Origin of the sequence: Candidatus Poriferisocius sp. (genome assembly GCF_965219815.1) — a bacterium.
GTDB lineage: Bacteria > Actinomycetota > Acidimicrobiia > Acidimicrobiales > Bin134 > Poriferisocius.
In genome coordinates, this window is record NZ_OZ244791.1 from 564133 (window position 1) to 583452 (window position 19320).

Below are 19320 nucleotides of genomic sequence, written 5' to 3' on the forward strand. Positions count from 1 at the left end.
GGCACCCACCATGAGCACCGGCAACGGCGAACAGCACACCTTCCGCACCTTCCAGCTCCGCAACCTGGAAGACACCCCCGGCTTCGACCGGCTGAGCGACCACCAGAAGATGGTGACCCGCGTGGTGGGATCGGTGCTCCCGTTCAAGACCAACAACTACGTGTGCGAGGAGCTCATCAACTGGGACAACGTGCCCGACGATCCCATGTTCCAGCTCACCTTCCCCCAAGAGGGCATGCTCGACCCCGAGCACTTCAACCGTATCGCCGATCTGATCAAGGCCGAGGTGCCGGCCGCCGAGCTCAAGGCCGCGGCCCGGGAGATCCAGCTGAGTCTCAACCCGCACCCAGCCGGCCAGGTGGAGATGAACGCCGGGTACCTGGAGGAAGAGGTGGTGCAGGGCGTGCAGCACAAGTACCGGGAGACGGTGCTGTTCTTCCCCACCCAGGGCCAGACCTGCCACGCCTACTGCACCTACTGCTTTAGGTGGCCGCAGTTCGTGCAGCTCGATGATCTCAAATTCGCCAGCAAGGAGATCGACCGGCTGGTGGCTTACCTGAAGCTGAACCCGACGGTGTCGGATGTGCTGTTCACCGGAGGCGACCCGATGATCATGCGCACCGAGCTCATCCGCCGCTACGCCGAGCCGCTGATGGACGACAGCCTGGAGATCAACACCATCCGGTTCGGCACCAAGGCCCCGGCCTACTGGCCCTACAAGTTCACCGAGGGCGAAGAGGCCGACGACCTGCTGCGGCTGTTCGAGGAGATCGTGGCCTCCGGGCGCCACCTGGCCATCATGGCCCACTACTCGCACCCGGTGGAGCTGGCCACCGACGCCTCCCGAGAGGCGCTGCGGCGCATCATCGAGACCGGTGCGGTGGTGCGGTGCCAGGCCCCGCTGATCCGCCACGTGAACGACAGCGCCCGGGCCTGGGCCGACATGATCACCACCGAGGTGTCCCTGGGGGCGGTGCCCTACTACATGTTCGTGGAGCGCGACACCGGGGCCAAGCGGTACTTCGAGGTGCCGCTGGTGGAGGCCTACCAGATCTACACCGACGCCTATAAGCAGGTGTCGGGGCTGGCCCGCACCTGGCGGGGGCCGTCTATGTCGGCCACTCCGGGCAAGGTGCTGGTGGACGGCATCGTCGAGGTCGGCGGCGAGAAGGCGATCGCCCTGAAGTTCGTCCAGGCTCGCGACCCCGACTGGGTGAACAAGATCTTCTTTGCCGCTTACGACGAGAAGGCGTCGTGGCTCGACGAGCTGCGGCCAGCGTTCGGCGAGGAGAAGTTCTTCTACACCGACGAGCTGAACAACATGAAGACCGACACCCCCCAGCGGGTGCAGCTCATCACCACCAGAGCTGCCTAGTTTCGGCTCAGCTCACTCCCACTCGATGGTGCCGGGGGGCTTCGAGGTGATGTCGTAGGCCACCCGGTTGATGCCGTCCACCTCGTTGATGATGCGGCTCGACATCCTTTCCAGCAGCTCATAGGGCAGCCGGGCCCAGTCGGCAGTCATGGCGTCCTCGCTGGTCACCGCTCGGATGACCGCCACTTGGCCGTAGGTGCGCTCGTCGCCCATCACACCCACGGTGCGGATGTCGGGCAGCACGGCGAAGGTCTGCCAGATTTCCCGTTCCAGCCCCGCGGCGGTGATCTCGGCTCGAACGATGGCGTCGGCCTTGGCCAGCAGGGCCACTTTGGCCGGGGTGACTTCGCCGATCACCCGCACACCGAGGCCGGGGCCGGGGAAGGGATGGCGCCACACGATCTCATCGGGCAGGCCCAGTTCATGGCCCACGGCCCGCACCTCGTCTTTGAACAGGTCGCGCAACGGCTCCACCAGCTCGAAGTCCATCTCTTCGGGAATTCCGCCCACGTTGTGGTGGCTCTTGATCTTGGCCGCGGAGTCAGAGCCCGACTCGATCACATCGGGGTAGAGCGTGCCCTGCACCAGATAGGCGGCGCCGTCCACCTGGTTGGCGGCCTCCTCGAAGATGCGGATGAACAGCTCGCCGATGATCTTGCGCTTCTCCTCGGGGTCGATCACCCCCACCAGGGCGTCGAAGAACCGGTCGGCGGCGTCCACCGCGATCAGCTTGATGCCCTGGGAGCGGCGGAAGGCGTCGATCACCTGCTGGCCCTCGTCTTGTCGCATCAGGCCGGTGTCTACGAACACGCAGGTGAGCTGATGACCCACCGCCCGATGGACCAAAGCGGCGGCCACCGCCGAGTCGACCCCGCCGGACAGACCGCACACCGCCCGCCCGTCGCCGATCTGAGCCCGGATGGCGGCCACCGCCTCGTCGATGAACGACTCGGTGGTCCACGACGGGGCCAGGCCGGCACCTCGGTACAAGAACCGCTCCAGTACCGCCTGCCCTCCTGGCGTGTGGGCCACCTCGGGGTGGAACTGGACCCCGAATATGCGCTGGGCGGGGTCTTCCAGGGCGGCCACCGGCGCCTGGGGCGTGGAGGCGGTGATCACAAAGCCCTCGGGCGGAGTGGCGATGGAGTCGAAGTGGCTCATCCACACCGGGCGCTCGGTGTCTTCGTCGGGGCCGAACAGCGTGCCGGGGTCGCTCACGCTCATGGCGGTGCGGCCGTACTCGCCGATGCCGGTGCGGGACACCTCACCGCCGAGCTGGGCGGCAATGAGCTGGGCGCCGTAGCAGATGCCCAGAATGGGGATGCCTAGGCGGTAGATGTCGGGGTCGATGCGGGGCGATCCCTCGACGTGGACCGACTTGGGCCCGCCGGAGAAGATCACCGCACCGGGCTGGCGGGCACTGATCTCTTGGGCGCTGATGGAATGGGGGACGATCTCGCTGTAGATGTGGGCCTCGCGCACCCGTCGGGCGATGAGCTGCGCGTACTGGGCGCCGAAATCCACCACCAAGACCGGGTGGTCTCGGCTGGCGGTATCGGTGCCGATGGCCGCCGATGATCCGTCGGCGGTGCTGCTCAACGGCCCATTCCGATGCCCTGGGAGCGCTGGAGGGACTTGCCCTCGGTTTGCAGGGAGGGGGCGATCATGACGTCGGCCTTCTGGAACTCTTTGAGCGACTCATAGCCGCAAGTGGCCATAGAGGTGCGCAGTCCGCCGAACAGGTTGAGGCGGCCGTCGTTCTCCCGGGCCGGGCCAACCAGGATCTCTTCCAGCGTGCCCCGGGGGGTGGTCTGCACCCGGGCGCCTCGGGGCAGGGTGGGATGGAAGGTGGCCATGCCCCAGTGGTGGCCCCGGCCGGGGGCCTCGTGGGCCGCGGCCAGCGGGGAGCCGATCATCACCGCGTCGGCCCCGCACACGATGGCCTTGGCGATGTCGCCCCCGGTGGCCATGCCGCCGTCGGCGATGATGTGGACATACACCCCGGTTTCATCGAGATGGCGCATCCGGGCCGCTCGGGCGTCGGCGATGGCGGTGGCCTGGGGAACCCCAATGCCCAGCACCCCCCGGGTAGTGCAGGCTTGGCCCGGTCCCACCCCTACCAGGATGCCGGCGGCGCCGGTGCGCATGAGGTGAAGTGCAGCGTCATAGCTGGCGCAGCCGCCGACGATCACCGGAATCTCCAAGCGGCGCACGAACTGCTTGAGGTTCAACGGCTCATGGTTCTTGGACTTGTGCTCGGCGGTGACCACCGTGCCCTGGATCACCATCAGATCGAGCTCGGCGGCCAGAATGTGGGGGGCGAGCTGCTCGGTGCGCTGGGGAGTGACCGAGGCGCAGGAAATCACCCCGGCGTCTTTGATCTGACGGATGCGCTCGCCGACCAGTTCGGGTTTGATCGGCTCGGCATACAGCTCCTGCATCCGCAGGGTGGCCTTCTCAGGGGGCTGGGCCACGATTTCATCCAAGATCGGCTCGGGATCCTCATAGCGGGTCCAGAGCCCCTCCAGGTTCAGCACCCCCACCCCGCCGAGCTGGCCAATGGCGATGGCGGTCTCGGGGCTGACCACACCGTCCATGGCTGAGGCCATGAGGGGCAGGTCGAAGCGGTAGGCGTCGATCTCCCAGGCGATGCTCACGTCCTCGGGGTCGCGGGTGCGGCGGGTGGGCACGATGGCGATGTCGTCGAACCCGTACGCCCGCCGTGCGGTCTTGCCCAGCCCGATGTCAACCTCGGCCATCACGACGCCCCTTTTGCTTGGAAGCCACACATTCTAGAGTGCGCGACCCTGTGTTTGAAGGATTTCTGAACGCTGTAGCGATTTGCCGACGTCTTTTCAGAACTTGTTGGGCACGAAATACGATGCTAGCATCAACATGTTTGATGTGAAGGCGTGAAATATGATTAAGTACAATAGAGTATTATGTGGGTTGCTTGTAGCATTAATAGCATCTCTTATCATTTCTGTGTCTTCAACAGCTAACGCGGAGGACGAACGAAGCGAAGAGAGCCAACAATCTAGTGAATAGTTTCTTGGCGAGCTGCGGTTGATGTTGATATTCCAGGCCAACCTGATCCACCGACAAAATACTACTCAAGTCGGTATGACCTTCCGTGTAATCCCAGAGACTAGACTCTTGTATAAGATGATGTTGAAACTTGTGTAGGTGATCCATTGTTGAGCGTTGTCGCTTTGGGAGCAATGTGTGAAATCGAAGACTTGAGTGCCCCTCGCAGATCCTCAATTCTTGATGGACAAGGCTACACTCGTTACTCGATACCGAGTGAAATAAATGCTCCTAAATCTTCAAGAAAATGGTATATGCTTCTGCATCAAAAAAGTTCCTATACTGTAGTCCCCAATGATGTGGTATTTGCCGAACAGCGAGAAGCTTTTGAATCAGGGAAAACTCATTTTTATGTAGAAGAATTTGCGGATTTGACGGACGGTAGACGTGTTATATTAAGAGATGACCGCGGCTGGTCATCCTGGCCTGTGAACTCTCCTAATAGTCAATGGAAAACTGCGATTGGGCGTGAACTCACGAAAATGACAATTCTAGTTCTCGATCCAAATGACAATGAAAATTGGATGGAATGGGTTATTGAACGGTTGCATTTTTTGGGCATTGCAGTGGATCCCATCTCCGTTCACGCGGCACCTTTCCAGGTTGAGTTCGGCCCGCGTGTTCGAAACGAGCTGCGCCAATACTCATCTCGGCTACGCCAAACATGAACTGGGAATATCTTGATGGATTGCTCTGATGATTTCTAATGGCGTGTCGCTGATTTAGCTAGCTTTGATCCTTTATGTGGGTGGGTTGGTTGGATGTGGGAGTGTGCCTGAATGCCCTCCTGATATGGGATTCTGGAGTTTGTAGACAGGTCCAGAGTCTGGATCAGGAGAGCACCTACCATGGTGAATGATAACGGTACGGCGGCTGGGATGTGGGAGTGGGCGGGGCTGATGTGGAGTCGTTTGTGGGTTTTGGGCTCGCTCGCGGACCGGGTGGGTTGGGCGGTATCGCCCCGTCGACCAGAACGTCGAGCCGTCCTCGAGCGCGCTGCGCAGCGTGTCGGCTGTGATCGCCTCCGCCACCGCCTCGCCGATCTCGGGCTTGCGGCCACACTAACCACCCCAAGCAATTCAGCGACGGACCACTAGACTGTAGCCTGTGTGCAAGTGAAGTTTGTTGAGAAATCAAGCGGCTGATTGGACGAGATTCCAGAGCTCTTCGACGTGGTGGCGCTCGGTCTGGGGACTGCCGATAGCCACCCGGATGACGAGCTTGTCGTCGAGATTTGTGTGGGTGAGGAAGGCCTGGCCCGACTGGTTGACGGCGTCCAGCACCCGCTGGGTGGCGTCGTCGCCGTCGATGTGGCGGAAGCACACCAGGCTGACCACGGTGGGGGTGACCAACTCGAAGCGGTCGTCGGCGGCCACCCAGTCGGTCAACTCGGCGGCCCAGGCGACATGTCGGCGGATGTGGCTTCGCAGACCCTCCAAACCGTAGTGGCGCATGACGAACCACAGCTTCAGCGCCCGGAAGCGGCGGCCGAGCGGTATCTCCCAGTCGCGGTAGTCCACCACCTCGCCGGAATCGCTGGCCTCGTTCCGCAGGTATTCGGGTGTGATCGACATGGCGTTGATGAGGTGGCGGGGATCGGCCAGGTACAGCGCCGAGCAGTCGAAGTTGGTGAGCAGCCATTTGTGGGGGTTGAACACGTAGCTGTCGGCGGTGTCCAGCCCGTCGTTGAGCCACCGCATCTCAGGGCAGACAGCGGCGGAGCCGGCGAAGGCGGCGTCCACGTGCATCCAGGCCTCGAAGTTGTTGGCCACCCAGCCAACCTCGGCCACCGGGTCGATTGCGGTGGTGGAAGTGGTACCCACGGTGGCGGCTACGAAGAACGGGGTGAGCCCGTCACTGCGGTCCTTGACGATCTCGTAGGCCAGGTGGTCGGCTCGCATGGCGAAGTCGGGGGTGGTGGCGATGGCCCGAACCCGCTCGGCGGGGATGCCGATGATCCGCAGGCCCTTGACCACTGAGGAGTGGGCCTGCTCGGAGGTGTAGGCCACCAGCTCGGCCAAGGCGTCGATCCCCCCGGCCCGCTCCCTGGCGGCCAGGGCCGCGCACAGAGTGGCGCTGGAGGCGGAGTTCTGGATGACGCCGTTGCCCCGGTACCGCTCGGGCAGTTCTAGGGCAGACACCAGCCAGTCGAGCATGTGCTGTTCCAACTCGGCCACCGCCGGGCTGGTGAGCCACAGCAGGCCCACTGCACCCAGCCCCGATGACACCAGGTCGCCCAGCGCAGCCGGCCCGCTGGCGTTGGCTGGGAAGTATCCGAAGAACCCCGGTGCCTGCCAGTGGGTGAGGCCTGGAACGACAATCCGGTCGAGGTCAGCCAGCACGTCGGCAAAATCCTCACCCTGCTCCGGCGGCTCCGCGGGCAACTGCGACCGAACCCACCCCGGCGCCACCTCCGACAGCACCGGAAACTCTTCGATCCGCTCGTGGTACCCAGCCACCCAATCAACAGCCCGGTGCCCCGCACCTCGAAAATCCTCGGGGCTCATGTAGTTGGGTCGCTCAGCCATAGCCGCCATTGTTGCCGACGAACTGGGGGCCACCCGCTTTGCCGCGCTGGTGGCCCCCAAAGTTGTTGGTCTGTGGATGTTCGGCCGGCTGGCTACATCATGCCGCCCATGCCTCCCATTCCTCCCATGCCGCCCATGGGGTCACCACCGGGGGGCATGGGGGGGCCAGGGGGCTCGGGCTTGTCGGCCACCAGGGCCTCGGTGGTGAGCAGCATGCCAGCGATGGACGCCGCATTCTGCAAGCCGGCCCGGGTCACCTTGGCGGGATCGATGACGCCCGCAGCCACCAAATCCTCGGTGGCGCCGGTGGCGGCGTTGAACCCGATGGTGCCGGAGGTGGCCTCAATGTCGCGCACCACGATGGAACCCTCGAAGCCGGCATTGGATGCGATGAGGGAGCACGGCACGCTCAGCGCTTCGAGCACGACCTTGGCGCCAGTGGCCTCGTCGCCGCTCAGGTTCTCAACCACCTGCACCACCGACGGCCGGGCTCGCAGCAGGGCGGTACCGCCCCCGGCGACCACGCCCTCTTCGATGGCAGCTCGAGTGGCCGACAGCGCATCTTCGATCCGGTGCTTCTTCTCCTTGAGCTCCACCTCGGTGGCGGCGCCCACCTGGACGACGGCCACGCCGCCGGCCAGCTTGGCCAAACGCTCTTGAAGCTTCTCCCGGTCCCAATCGGAGTCGGTGTTGTCGATCTCCTGGCGGATCTGAGCCACCCGGCCTTCGACGTCGGCCTTGGCGCCCGCGCCCTCCACGATGGTGGTGTCGTCTTTGGTCACGATCACCTTGCGGGCGGTGCCCAATAGATCGAGGGTGACGCCCTCCAGATTGAGCCCGACCTCCTCGGCCACCACCTGGCCGCCGGTGAGGATGGCCATGTCTTGGAGCATGGCCTTGCGGCGCTCTCCGAAGCCGGGGGCCTTGACGCCCACCGAGTTGAACGTGCCCCTGATCTTGTTCACCACCAGGGTGGCCAGGGCCTCGCCCTCCACGTCCTCAGCGATAATCAAGAGCGGCTTGCCAGTCTGCATGACTTTCTCCAGCACGGGCAGCAGATCCTGCACCGAGCTGATCTTGCCCTGGTTGAACAAGATGTAGGGCTCATCGAGCACGGCTTCTTGGCGCTCGGGGTCGGTCACGAAGTAGGGCGACAAGAATCCCTTGTCGAACTGCATGCCCTCCACGAAGTCGAGCTCCATGCCGAAGGTGTTGGACTCCTCCACCGTGACCACGCCGTCTTTGCCCACCTTGTCGATGGCGTCGGCGATGACGTCGCCGATGGCGTTGTCGGCGGCCGAGATGGAGGCCACCTGGGAGATCTCCTCTTTCTGGGAGATGTCCTGGGCCTGATCGGCCAGTGAGTCCACCGCCGCGGCCACCGCCTTCTCGATGCCCCGCTTGAGGCTCATCGGGTTGGCGCCTGCGGCCACGTTGCGCAGGCCGTGGCGGACCATGGCCTGGGCCAGCACGGTGGCCGTGGTGGTGCCGTCACCGGCGATGTCGTTGGTCTTGGTGGCCACCTCTTTGATGAGCTGGGCGCCCATGTTCTCGAACTTGTCGTCGAGTTCCACCTCGCGGGCGATGGACACGCCGTCGTTCGTGATGGTGGGGGCACCGAACTTCTTGTCGAGGACCACGTTGCGGCCCTTGGGGCCCAGGGTCACTTTGACCGTGTCGGCAAGCTGGTTGACGCCTGCCTCAAGGCCCTGGCGGGCCTCCTCCTGGAACTTGAGGATCTTGGTCATTTGACGATTGCCAGCACATCGCGGGCCGACAAGATCAGCAGATCTTCGCCGTCCGCGGTGATCTCGGTGCCGCCGAACTTGCTGTACACCACGGTGTCGCCAACGGAGACGTCCATCGGGATGAGCTCGCCGGTGTTGTCGGACCGCTTGCCCGGTCCTGTGGCGAGAACCTCACCCTGCTGGGGCTTCTCTTTGGCAGTGTCGGGGATGACCAGGCCGCTGGCGGTCATCTCTTCAGACTCACCGGGGCGGACAACGATTCGGTCATCAAGGGGCTGTAGCGCCATCTTGGCCTCCAAATGGTTGGTTGACTTGAGCTTTAGCACTCTCAATAGGCGAGTGCTAAGAGTAGGGCTTGAGCCGCCCCCAGGCCAATTCAGGCTGCCGGTTCCCCCGACTGCATAAAGGGAAGCGGGAGGTTGGGATCGGCGCCGGTGTCCAGCGGGGAGGGACCGTCGAGCTGAAGCCGCTGCCAGCCGGCGGCAGCCACCATGGCCGCGTTGTCGGTACACATGGAGCGGCTGGGCAAGAACCCGCTGATGCCGGCGGCCACACAGGCGTCGAGCAGGCGCTCTCGAAGGGACGAGTTGGCCGCCACCCCGCCGGCCAGGCACAGGCCCTTGGCCCCGTACTGCTCGGCAGCCTTGCGGGCCTTGTGGATTAGCACGTCTACCACCGCTTCCTGAAACGACGCCGCGATGTCGGGCACGTCGAGGTCGGGGTGGTTGCGCCCGTGGTTGACCACTGCGGTCTTGAGGCCGCTGAACGAGAAGTCGTAGCCGTCGTCGTACATGGGCCGGGGGAAGGCCACCGCCTCGGGATTGCCGGTCATGGCCAGGCGGTCGATGACCGGGCCCCCGGGATAGCCCAAGTCCATGAAGCGGGCCACCTTGTCGAACGCCTCACCGGCGGCGTCGTCCAGAGTTTGGCCGATGAGCCGGTAGCGCCCGAATGCCTCCATGAGCACCAGCAGGGTGTGGCCTCCGGACACCAGCAGCACCACTACCGGCAGCTCCAAATCGGGCTCCTCCAGGAACGATGAGTAGAGATGGGCTTCCAGGTGGTTGACGGCCACGAACGGAACATCCCACACCAAGGCCAGCGACTTGGCTGCGCTCACTCCCACCAACAGCGAGCCGATAAGGCCGGGGCCTGAGGTAGCGGCCACCGCTTCCACGTCGTGGTCGCTGAGGCCGGCTTCGATCACCGCTTGGGCCACCACCGGGGTGAGCAGCTCCACATGGGCCCGGCTGGCGATCTCCGGGACCACGCCGCCGTAGCGGGCGTGCAGATCCACCTGGCTGCTGATCACCGACGAGAGAACGGCGGAGGGGCCAGAGACCACGGCCGCCGCGGTTTCGTCACAAGAGGTCTCGATGCCCAAGACGATGGCGGGAGCCTCTTGAGGGGTTTCCAGAGCGGTCATGCGCAGTCCAGTTCTACCGCGATCTTGATGAGACGATCGGCATAGTCGGGTTGTTGGATGTTGTCGGCCCGCATCACTACGGCGTCGGGAGACAGCCCCATGTTCTTGTAATACCCCCGCTGAATACCCACCGGGGCGAGGCCGAAGCGCCGGTAGAGGGCCTGGGCGGCGGGATTGTCGGCAGCCACCTCCAAAGCGAGGCTGGTATTGCGGCGGCAGGCGGCCAACGCCAATGCCAAAAACAGCCGGGCGCCGATGCCCTGACCGCGGCAATCGGGGGACACCGTGACCGTGGTGATGTGGGCCTCGTTTTCCTCGAAGGCCACCCCAGCGTGGCCCACCAATTGACCGGGGCAGAAGCCTTTGGCATTGGCATCACCCACCAATTGACCGGGGCGGGCGATCACATAGAGTCGATCCTCGGGGCGGGCCAACTCAGCCTCGTACACATCCCGGGACCAGGGAATGGGGTAGCACTGGGCGTCGATGGCCATGACCTGGGGCAGGTGATCGGAGGTCATGGGAACGATCATCTGGTCAAGAGTCATGGGAAGGCTCATCGGGTGTTCCAGTTGATGTCGGCGTCGGGAGCCCGAAGGTATATCGGTTTGAGTTCCCAGGGTTTGACGAACTCCTCCCGCAGCGCCCGAGCGTGGGCTAGTTGTACCAGCGATGCAGCCGAGGGGTGGGCCAGATCTTGTTCGGCGATTTCGGTCTTCTGGAGCCGGTGGAACACCTCGGAGTAGCGGCGGGCACCGTCGCCCACCAGCAGTACCTCTTCGCTGGTGGCCAGCAACTCGGAGGCCAGATCGTCCGGGGTACCCACTTGGGCCTCTGACACCCGCTGGATCCCGCCGGGCACTTGACGGTAGAAGGCGTAGAACAGCTCACTGCGGCGGGCGTCGATGGCGGCCACAATCAGCCGGTTGGTGTGGCGCACGGCGAATGCCAGCAGGTCGAGGCTGGATACGCCGATCATCGGTACTCCCAAGGCATAGGCCACCGCCATGGCGCTGGATATGCCCACCCGCAGGCCGGTGTACAGGCCGGGGCCGAGATCCACAGCCACACAGCCCACATCTCGCAGCTCGATGCGGGCTTGGCGGGTTACGAATTGGATCTGCGGGGCGATGGTCTCGGCGTGGCGGCGGCCCCGGGCGCTGTGGGCCGATGCCAGCACCCCCTCGTGTCCGCCGAGGGCGCACCCCACCTGCTGGGTGGCCGACTCGATGCCCAAGATCAACACGGTGGGCCCTCCAGCCATTGCCCGGCGGCAGCAGCCAAATCGTCGGCCCGGGCCTGCCAACGGGGTCCCACCGGGGTCAACATCACGATCCGCTCGTTTGGGGGGCTGGGTTGATCTTCTATGAAGGTCAGCCCTACCTCGAGATAGTCATTGGGCAGGGCCTGGCGGATGGCGTCACCCCACTCGATAAGGATCACTCCGTCGCTGTCGAGCAGTTCGGGCAGTCCCAAGTCGAGCACTTCTGAGATCTGGTCGAGGCGGAAGACGTCGAGATGATGGAGGAGGAGCCGTCCGTGGTACTCCCGGGCCAGGGTGAAGGTGGGGCTGGTGACCTGCTCGCTGATGCCCAAGGAGGCGGCGAACCCCTGAGTGAAGGTGGTCTTGCCCGCGCCCAAGTCGCCCACCAGCAGCAAGAGGTCGCCCGACTCTGCCAGCTCGGCCAGGTTGGCGGCCAGGCTCTTGGTGTCTTCCACCGAGCGGGTGCGGGCTCGGATCATTGGAGCGTCTGGGCGCATTCGGGCGAGGGGACAGGAATCATCCCGACATCGCCATACGGGCTCGAACCAGATCAGAGCGCATCTGAGCCTCTTGGAGACCGCCGCCCCGCAGCACCGCCGCCGGATGGTAGGTGGGGATGATCACGGCGTCGGTGTTGGGCATCGGGTAGCTCTGGCCTCGCAGCTTGGTGATCCCGGTCTTCGTGTCCAGCAGCAGCTTGGAAGAGAAGTTGCCCAGGGTGACCACCACCCTTGGGGCGATGAGCTCGACTTGCTGCTCCAACCACGGGCGGCAGGCGTCGATCTCGTCGGGTTTGGGATCTCGATTGTCGGGAGGACGGCATTTGACCACATTGGCGATGTAACAACTGTCGCGGGTCAGCCCGATTTCCTCGGCCATCAGCCGGTCGAGCAGCTTTCCCGAGCGGCCCACAAAGGGAAGGCCCTGCTTATCCTCTTCAGCGCCGGGTCCTTCGCCGACGAACATGAGGTCGGCTTGGGGGTTGCCCATGCCGAACACCACCTGTGTTCGGCCCTCGGCCAGCCCGCACTTGGTGCAATCGGCTGCTTCGGCGGCAACCTCGGGCAACGTCAACGTCACAGGCCAAGAATACGCCCCCCACCAGCAGATTCGATAGGGGAGTTGCAAGTAATGGACTTGGGCGGGTGCTGCGCCGCCGGAGCGCCTCGGTCCCAAGCCGCTGACGGCAATACTGGTATTCTGCGCTGGCAGGCGCGAGGAGGGGTGCAGATCATGACCGACTGGCTTGGCATCGACCATCTGTTCAAGTTGTCCGGCGGCGAGGTGGTACTGGGATTCCTCACGCCGCTGTTCGTCTGCGTCGCGGTCTTCGTGGCGCACATGATCCTGCCCGGGAGGCGGGTGCCCGGCTACGCCACCGACCGCGAGACCGGCGAGCCCCGCCAATACCGGCTCAACGGATTGGCGGTGTTCGTGCTTGCGCACCTCGTGTGGCTATTCGCGATGCCGCGCGACTGGTTCTACCGGTCGACCATGTATGCGATAGCGGGCGGCGTGGTGATAGCGATCATCGCGAATACCGTCGTGGTGTTCTCCCAGCCCGAAGGCGAACAGAAGAATCGCCTGCTGGCCTGGTGGTTCGGACGTGCGCAAGAGATGCAGTTCTTCAACGGCCGCCTCGACCTCAAGATGTACTTCTACATGGTGGGCGGCACGATGCTGTCGCTCAATGCGTGGTCCGCAGCCGCATGGCACAACGACAACGTTGCCGATGCCAACCCCGGCTTGTTCCTCTACGTCGCCATCAGTTCCTTCTACGTCTTCGACTACTTCGTCTGGGAACGGGTGCAGCTCTACACCTACGACCTCATCCACGAGAACGTCGGATTCAAGCTCGTTTGGGGCGGGCCGTTCGTGTGGGGCTGGATGTTCGTGCTGCCTTTGTGGGGCTTGGCGCCACACGCCGACCCGGGCATCTCAGGCGGCTGGATGTACATCTGGCTGATCGGCAGCGCAGCACTGTTCTTGGTGGGCTGGACGATCTCTCGCGGCTCCAACATGCAGAAGTACACGTTCAAGCGCTGGCCCGAACGCAAGTTCCTCGGCATCATCGAGCCGGAGTACATCCAGGCCGGCGAGCGCAAGATTCTGGTCAGCGGGTTCTGGGGGAAAGCACGGCACTTCGGCTATTTCGGCGAAGGCCTGTACGGGATTGCCGTGGCGCTGACCTTTGGGCACTTCTCCAACCTGTGGGCCTGGACGTACGTGGTGTTCATCGTTGCGTTTTTCGTTCCTCGCCAGTTCGAGGACGACAAGGTCTGCGCCGAGAAGTACGGCGAAGAGAAGTGGGCCGAATACCAGGCTCGAGTTCCGTACCGGATCATCCCCGGCATCTTCTAGCGCCGACCGGCTGAAGCGTTACCGGAGAGGAGGCCACTGATGTTCGACTGGCTCGGCGTCGGACACCTGACTGAGTTGACTGCGGGCGAGGCGGTGCTGGGGTTCCTCACGCCGCTGATCGTGATGGCCGCCTTAGTCGTGCTCCACATGATCCTGCCGGGCAGGCGCGTGACCGGCTACGTGATCGACGCGGCCACCGGCCAGCCCCGCAGCTACCGCCTCAACGGTCTGCTGGTGTTCGCGGCGGCTCAGATTCTGTGGTGGTTCGAGCTCACCGGCATGCCGCGCGACTGGTTCTACCGGTCATCGCTGTACGCCGTGGCCGGCGGAACGGTGCTCGCCGCCATCCTGACCGCGATAGCGGTGTTCACCCAGCCCGAAGGCGAGGTCAAGAATCGTTTCCTTGCCTTGTGGTTCGGGCGTGCGCAAGAGATGCAGTTCTTCAACGGCCGCCTCGACCTCAAGATGTACTTCTACATCGTGGGCGGCACGATGCTGTCGCTCAATGCGTGGTCCGGCGCAGTGTGGCACCACGACAACATTGCCGATCTCAATCCGGGCGTCTTCGCGTTCGCAGCGTTCGTCACCGTCTACGTGCTCGACTACTTCGTCTTCGAACGGACGATGCTCTACACGTACGACATCATTCACGAGCGGCTTGGCTTCAAGCTGTTCTGGGGCGGGCTCTTCGTCTACGGCTGGGTGTTCATCATTCCGATGTGGGGGCTGGCGGCCCATCCCGACCCGGGGCTCTCCGGCGGCTGGCGCGTGCTGTTGCTGATCGGCGCGCCCGCGCTGTACGCCGCAGGATGGGTCATCACCCGCGGCGCCAGCTTGCAGAAGTACACGTTCAAGCGCTGGCCCGACCGCACGTTTCTCGGGGTGTTCGCGCCGCAGGTCATCGAGGCTGGCGATCGCAAGATCCTGTGCAGCGGCTTCTGGGGCGCCGCCCGGCATTTCAATTACATGGGCGAGTGGTGCTACGGCCTCGCCATCGCCCTGGTCTGGGGTCATTTCGGCATCCTGTGGGCATGGGTCTACTTCGTCTACGTCATCGCGTTGTTCCTAATCCGCCAGAGGCAGGACGACCGGCACTGCGCCACCAAGTACGGCCCCGAAAAGTGGGCCGAATACCGGCAGCGAGTCCCCTATCGGATCGTCCCGGGCATCTACTGATTCGGCTCGCGAGCCGATGCGCGGTTCAGTGAGGGTGCGGTACGGTCGGCGGTTATGTTGGGAGTTGGCGGGGGAGTGCTGGTGGGGCACTGGACCGATGAGGCGGCCCTCACGGGATGCACGGTGGTGGTGTTTCCCGAGGGAACGACGGCTTCGGGGGAGATCCGGGGCGGCGCGCCGGCGACTCGCGATTTTGCCCTGTTGGCACCAGAGCGGACGGTGAACCAGGTGGACGCGGTGGTGTTGTCGGGAGGCTCGGCCTTCGGATTGGCGGCGGCCGATGGGGTGATGCGGTGGTGTGAGGAGCAGGGCCGGGGGTTCGAGACCAGAGGCGGGCGGGTGCCCATCGTGGTGGGCCTGTCGTTGTACGACCTAACCGAGGGCGACGGCTCGGTGCGCCCCGGGCCCGACGCCGGTTACGCCGCCGCCCAAGCGGCTGGCGATGCGCCTCATGCGCTGGGCCGGGTGGGGGCGGGCACCGGGGCCACCATGAACAAGTGGCGGGGCGCCGAGCACCGCGTGTCGGGGGGATTGGGGGGCGCATTGCTCCAAGTGGACGACGTGCTGGTGGGAGCTTTGGTGGCGGTCAACGCCTCGGGGGGTATCAACGACGGTGCCGTGCAACAGGCATTGATCGACGGGACTTATCAGCACGAGTCTGCCGATCCGTTTGCCGACAGCAATGACGAGGCGCGCACCAACACCACCATCGGAGTGATCGCCACCAACGCGACACTTGACAAGTCGGAGTGCTTCCGGGTGGCCCGCAGCGGCCACGGTGGGATGGCCCGGACGTTGTTGCCCGCTCATACCGATGGCGACGGGGACGCGTTAGTGGTTGGGGCGACCGGCCAGGTCGAGACTGATTTAGGACTGGTTCGCCTGATGGCGACCACCGCCGTGGAGACTGCCATACGCTCGGTGGGCCATGATGGCGGCGCTTAGAGACAACCGCGAAGGGGGTTGACATGAAGGATTTGGCTGGGAAGGTGGCGGTGATCACCGGGGCAGGCAGCGGCATGGGTCGGGCCATGGTGCGAAAAGCCGCTTCTGAGGGGATGCACGTGTTGGCGGGCGACATCGACGAGGCCGGGCTGGCCGAGACCGTCGGCGGGCTGGAGAACGCCCAGCTCATGTTGACCGACGTGACCAGCCCCGACGCCAACGAAGCGCTGGCCAATGCAGCCCTGGAGCGATTCGGCGGCATTCACCTGGTTCACCTCAACGCTGGAGTGCTCACCGGCGGGTTCACCTGGGAGAACACCGTGGACGACTGGCGCTGGGTGCTGGACGTGAACTTGTGGGGAGTGATCCACGGGGTTCGCAGCTTCATTCCCCGGATGCTGGAGAAGGGCGAAGACGGCCATGTGGTGATAACCGCCTCGGTGGGCGGACTCACCTCTGGAGGCCTGCTCGGTCCCTACACCACCTCGAAGTACGGGGCGGTGGCCATTGCCGAGTCGCTCCATAGGGAGCTGGATATGATCGGCGCGCCGATCGGGGTGTCGTGTTTGTGCCCTGGCCCAGTGGCCACCGGCATCTTCCGGGCCGAGCGCAACCGCCCCGACACCTATGAGGACACTTGCGGCCCCATGTCGGCCGATGCCGAGGCGGCGGCCTTTCACACCGCCTTGATCAACGCCATCGACGAGGGCACCGACCCGACCGAGATCCCTGAGCTGGTATTCGACGCGGTGCAAAACGACAAGTTCTGGGTCTTTCCCCATCCCGATTTCAAGGAGAGGATCGCAGCCCGCACCGAGTCGATCATGAATGAGACCAATCCTGAGTACACCGTGGGATTGCCAGACGTTCAATACCCATCTCGCTAGGTAAAGCGGAGGGGGACTCGGCGGCCGAGGTGGCAGACGATTTCGTAGGCAACGGTGTCAATGCGCTCGGCGATCTCGGTGGCGGTGATCTCCTCGCTGCCCTGTCGCCCCAGGAGGACCACCTCGTCGCCGGGTGACACCGGGTGGTCCAGACCGCAGTCCACCATGGTCTGGTCCATGGTCACCACCCCGGCGATGGGGCACCGGCGGCCGCCGATCAGCACTTCGCCCCCACTCACGCCGAGACGGCGGGTCCAGCCGTCGGCATAGCCGATGGGAATGGTGGCCAGCTGCGTGTCGGCCGGGGCGGTGTAGTAGTGACCGTAAGACACCGACGTGCCCGCGGCGATGGTCTTGACCATGGCCACCTCGGATCGCAAGGTCATCGCCGGCTGAAGCGGAAGGCAGCCGGCCAATGCCGGCGACGGCGGGATGCCGTAGATGGCGATGCCACAGCGCACCATGTCGAATCGTCCGGCAGGATGTGCCATAGCCACGGCCGAGTTGGCCAGGTGGCGACAGAAGTCATGGTGACCGCCAAGGCGCAGCCGCGAGAGCAGATGGTTGTATTGCTCAATCTGGTAAGAGGTGAACGGATTATCGGGCTCGTCAGCCACCGCGCAATGGGTCCACACCCCGGCCAGCTCCAACGTGTCTCGATCGGCGATGGCATCGGCCAGCATCATGACTTCCGCAGGCGATGCGCCGACTCGGGCCATGCCGGTGTCGACTTTTAGGTGGACCGATAGCCGCTCGTCGGCAGCGGCGGCGGCTGCGGCGGCGGCCGCCAAACCCTCGCCCTGGTACACGGTGGGGATGAGCCCGAATTCAACCACCTGGGCAAACTCATTGGGTCGAGGCTCCGACAAGAGGAGGACGGGGGTGTCGATCCCGGCCTCTCGGAGTTGGCGGCCCTCGTCCACCAGGGCCACGGCCAGGGTGCTCACCCCCGCATCCACCGCAGTTCGGGCCACCGGCACCATGCCGTGCCCGTAGGCATCGGCTTTGACCACTGCGCACAACTTGGCGGGATGGACGAGTTCGGCCAAGAGCCTCACGTTGTGGGCGATGGCCGAGAGGCTGATGTCGGCCCAGGTCGGCCTCATCTCACTGCGGCCTGTCGCACGGCGCCTTTCCACACCTCGGGGAGAGCAAGGAGTAGATCCGATGCTGCCATTGCGGCTGGGGGACGGGCAGCAGCGGCCCTCCCGTGCAGCCAGGCGGCTGCTGCGGCGGCCTTCAGAGGGTCGGTACCCGCGCTGAGCAGCCCGCAAATGAGTCCGGCCAGAACATCGCCGGTGCCGGCAGTGGCCAACCGGGCATCGCCGCTGGTCACCGCCACCGCCTCGCCACCAGGATGGGCGATCACGGTGGTGGGGCCTTTGAGCAGAACCAGTGCACCGGTGGCGGCGGACAGCGAGCGGGCGGCGGCAAAGCGATCCGGGCCGGGAGCAGTGCCGGTAAGGATGCGGTACTCGCCATCGTGGGGGGTGAGCACGGTGGGAGCGGTGCGCTGCGACAGCACCTCCGGGGTATCGGGGCCGAAGGCGCAGAGGCCGTCGCCGTCGATCACCAAGGGGAGAGGCGACTTGGCGGCCAGATCACGAACCGCCTGGAGGGTGTGGGGCTGTCGGCCCAATCCAGGGCCGACCAGCATGGCCTTGAAGCGATTAAGGTCGGCGGCATCGACCGCTGCTGCCCAGTCGTCGGCAGACAGGGGGAAGCCGACGGCTTCAATGGGCGCGGCGGGACCAGCCAGAAGGCCAGCAGCCTCAAGGCCCGGGGTGCTCAGCCGCACGTAGCCCGATCCACCTCGCAGCGCGGCGGTGGCAGCCAGATGGGCTGCCCCAGTCATGCCTGGCGATCCGGCGATGACCCAGCAGGCGGATTGCCACTTGTGGGCCTCGGCTGGTCGGACCGGCAGCCAGGCACTGACGTCGTCGGCGGCAACCAGATGAGTGCGGGCCGACGAGACGTCGAGCCCTATGGAGGCCACCGTGACCTGGCCGCAATGCTGAGCACCGGGATGGAGGATGAGGCCGGGCTTCAGGGCGCCGAAGGTGACCGTTTGGTCCGCGATCCAGGGTTCACCGACGACCTCGCCGGTCAGCCCGTTTACTCCGGAGGGGATGTCGGCGGCCAGAATCGGCGCCGCCCGATTGGGGTGGTCGAGCAAAGGCACGGGCGAGGGCGGGGAATAAGGCTGGCGCAGTCCGGTGCCGTAGGCGGCGTCGATAGCCAGGTGGGCCGCGGGCAGCGAGTTCGGCGCATCATTGGCGTCGACCACGGCCACCCGGACGCCCCGGCGTCGCAGCCGCTCGGCGCCGGCCCGTCCGTCGGCACCGTTGTTGCCCTTTCCGGCCAACACGGTTACCCGCCTCCCGTAGCCGCCGCCCAACGTGTCAAGGGCGGTTCGGGCCAGCGCGGCGCCTGCCCGCTCGATCAGTTCTTCCACCGGTTCGGGGGCAGCCGCGTCGATGGCGGCCATCTCCTCCGGGGTGACGATTGGGATCATGTCAGTCG

The 19320-nt window shown here is 64.8% G+C and carries 18 protein-coding genes; 6 read left to right on the forward strand and 12 right to left on the reverse strand.

Features of this window, described 5'->3' with window-relative positions:
* Nucleotides 1–10: 10 nt before the first annotated feature.
* A complete protein-coding gene (locus tag ACOQPI_RS02760) occupies nt 11–1375 on the forward strand; it encodes a KamA family radical SAM protein (RefSeq protein ID WP_420618186.1) in 1365 nt (454 codons plus the stop codon).
* A gap of 12 nt (nt 1376–1387) precedes the next feature.
* On the opposite strand, the gene guaA is transcribed toward ACOQPI_RS02760, so the two are convergent.
* Both guaA and ACOQPI_RS02770 read right to left on the reverse strand, forming a co-directional pair.
* The gene (gene guaA, locus ACOQPI_RS02765) at nt 1388–2941 is read right to left on the reverse strand and encodes a glutamine-hydrolyzing GMP synthase (protein ID WP_420620976.1); all 1554 of its coding nucleotides are present in this window, start codon (nt 2939–2941) and stop codon (nt 1388–1390) included.
* Nucleotides 2942–2970: 29 nt separating this feature from the next.
* Complete coding sequence (locus tag ACOQPI_RS02770) at nt 2971–4134, reverse strand: GuaB3 family IMP dehydrogenase-related protein (protein WP_420618187.1); 1164 nt, start codon at nt 4132–4134, stop codon at nt 2971–2973.
* A gap of 438 nt (nt 4135–4572) precedes the next feature.
* On the opposite strand from ACOQPI_RS02770, the gene ACOQPI_RS02775 reads away from it, so the two are divergent.
* On the forward strand, nt 4573–5130 hold the full coding sequence (locus ACOQPI_RS02775) for a hypothetical protein (protein WP_420618188.1): 558 nt from the start codon (nt 4573–4575) through the stop codon (nt 5128–5130).
* A 465-nt stretch (nt 5131–5595) separates the two neighbouring features.
* On the opposite strand, the gene ACOQPI_RS02780 is transcribed toward ACOQPI_RS02775, so the two are convergent.
* The 8 genes from ACOQPI_RS02780 to ACOQPI_RS02815 all read right to left on the reverse strand — a co-directional run bounded on the left by ACOQPI_RS02780 (nt 5596) and on the right by ACOQPI_RS02815 (nt 12508).
* Nucleotides 5596–6990, reverse strand: coding sequence for a pyridoxal-dependent decarboxylase (locus tag ACOQPI_RS02780; RefSeq protein ID WP_420618189.1), 1395 nt, complete (start codon nt 6988–6990; stop codon nt 5596–5598).
* 92 nt (nt 6991–7082) lie between these two features.
* Nucleotides 7083–8738, reverse strand: coding sequence for a chaperonin GroEL (gene groL, locus ACOQPI_RS02785; protein ID WP_420618190.1), 1656 nt, complete (start codon nt 8736–8738; stop codon nt 7083–7085).
* Nucleotides 8735–9025: a co-chaperone GroES gene (gene groES / locus ACOQPI_RS02790; protein WP_420618191.1), complete on the reverse strand. Its 291-nt coding sequence runs from the start codon at nt 9023–9025 to the stop codon at nt 8735–8737. The genes groL and groES overlap by 4 nt, the downstream gene beginning before the upstream one ends.
* An 89-nt stretch (nt 9026–9114) precedes the next feature.
* The gene (tsaD, locus tag ACOQPI_RS02795; protein ID WP_420618192.1) at nt 9115–10164 is read right to left on the reverse strand and encodes a tRNA (adenosine(37)-N6)-threonylcarbamoyltransferase complex transferase subunit TsaD; all 1050 of its coding nucleotides are present in this window, start codon (nt 10162–10164) and stop codon (nt 9115–9117) included.
* Complete coding sequence (gene rimI, locus ACOQPI_RS02800) at nt 10161–10712, reverse strand: ribosomal protein S18-alanine N-acetyltransferase (protein WP_420618193.1); 552 nt, start codon at nt 10710–10712, stop codon at nt 10161–10163. Before rimI ends, tsaD begins: the two co-directional genes overlap by 4 nt.
* Nucleotides 10713–10720: 8 nt before the next feature.
* Nucleotides 10721–11410, reverse strand: a complete 690-nt coding sequence (tsaB, locus tag ACOQPI_RS02805; protein WP_420618194.1) for a tRNA (adenosine(37)-N6)-threonylcarbamoyltransferase complex dimerization subunit type 1 TsaB — start codon at nt 11408–11410, stop codon at nt 10721–10723.
* Nucleotides 11404–11925 carry a tRNA (adenosine(37)-N6)-threonylcarbamoyltransferase complex ATPase subunit type 1 TsaE gene (tsaE, locus tag ACOQPI_RS02810; protein ID WP_420618195.1) on the reverse strand — a complete coding sequence of 174 codons (522 nt, stop codon included), beginning with the start codon at nt 11923–11925 and terminating at the stop codon, nt 11404–11406. Before tsaE ends, tsaB begins: the two co-directional genes overlap by 7 nt.
* A 19-nt stretch (nt 11926–11944) precedes the next feature.
* Entirely contained in the window at nt 11945–12508 is a 564-nt protein-coding gene (locus ACOQPI_RS02815; RefSeq protein ID WP_420618196.1) for a uracil-DNA glycosylase, read from the reverse strand.
* 153 nt (nt 12509–12661) lie between these two features.
* Between ACOQPI_RS02815 and ACOQPI_RS02820 the strand changes: the two genes are divergently transcribed.
* From ACOQPI_RS02820 to ACOQPI_RS02835, 4 genes are read left to right on the forward strand one after another with little or no spacing between them, the layout of a single operon-like run.
* Complete coding sequence (locus tag ACOQPI_RS02820) at nt 12662–13789, forward strand: DUF1295 domain-containing protein (protein ID WP_420618197.1); 1128 nt, start codon at nt 12662–12664, stop codon at nt 13787–13789.
* A 39-nt stretch (nt 13790–13828) separates the two neighbouring features.
* The gene (locus tag ACOQPI_RS02825; protein ID WP_420618198.1) at nt 13829–14965 is read left to right on the forward strand and encodes an ergosterol biosynthesis protein; all 1137 of its coding nucleotides are present in this window, start codon (nt 13829–13831) and stop codon (nt 14963–14965) included.
* Nucleotides 14966–15019: 54 nt separating this feature from the next.
* Complete coding sequence (locus tag ACOQPI_RS02830; protein ID WP_420618199.1) at nt 15020–15910, forward strand: P1 family peptidase; 891 nt, start codon at nt 15020–15022, stop codon at nt 15908–15910.
* Between the two features lie 23 nt (nt 15911–15933).
* Nucleotides 15934–16797: an SDR family NAD(P)-dependent oxidoreductase gene (locus ACOQPI_RS02835; protein WP_420618200.1), complete on the forward strand. Its 864-nt coding sequence runs from the start codon at nt 15934–15936 to the stop codon at nt 16795–16797.
* On the opposite strand, the gene alr is transcribed toward ACOQPI_RS02835, so the two are convergent.
* Together alr and ACOQPI_RS02845 are read right to left on the reverse strand one after the other, a co-directional pair.
* Nucleotides 16794–17903 carry an alanine racemase gene (gene alr / locus ACOQPI_RS02840; RefSeq protein WP_420618201.1) on the reverse strand — a complete coding sequence of 370 codons (1110 nt, stop codon included), beginning with the start codon at nt 17901–17903 and terminating at the stop codon, nt 16794–16796. The genes ACOQPI_RS02835 and alr overlap by 4 nt on opposite strands.
* Nucleotides 17900–19312 carry an NAD(P)H-hydrate dehydratase gene (locus ACOQPI_RS02845; protein WP_420618202.1) on the reverse strand — a complete coding sequence of 471 codons (1413 nt, stop codon included), beginning with the start codon at nt 19310–19312 and terminating at the stop codon, nt 17900–17902. Before ACOQPI_RS02845 ends, alr begins: the two co-directional genes overlap by 4 nt.
* Nucleotides 19313–19320 lie beyond the last annotated feature (8 nt).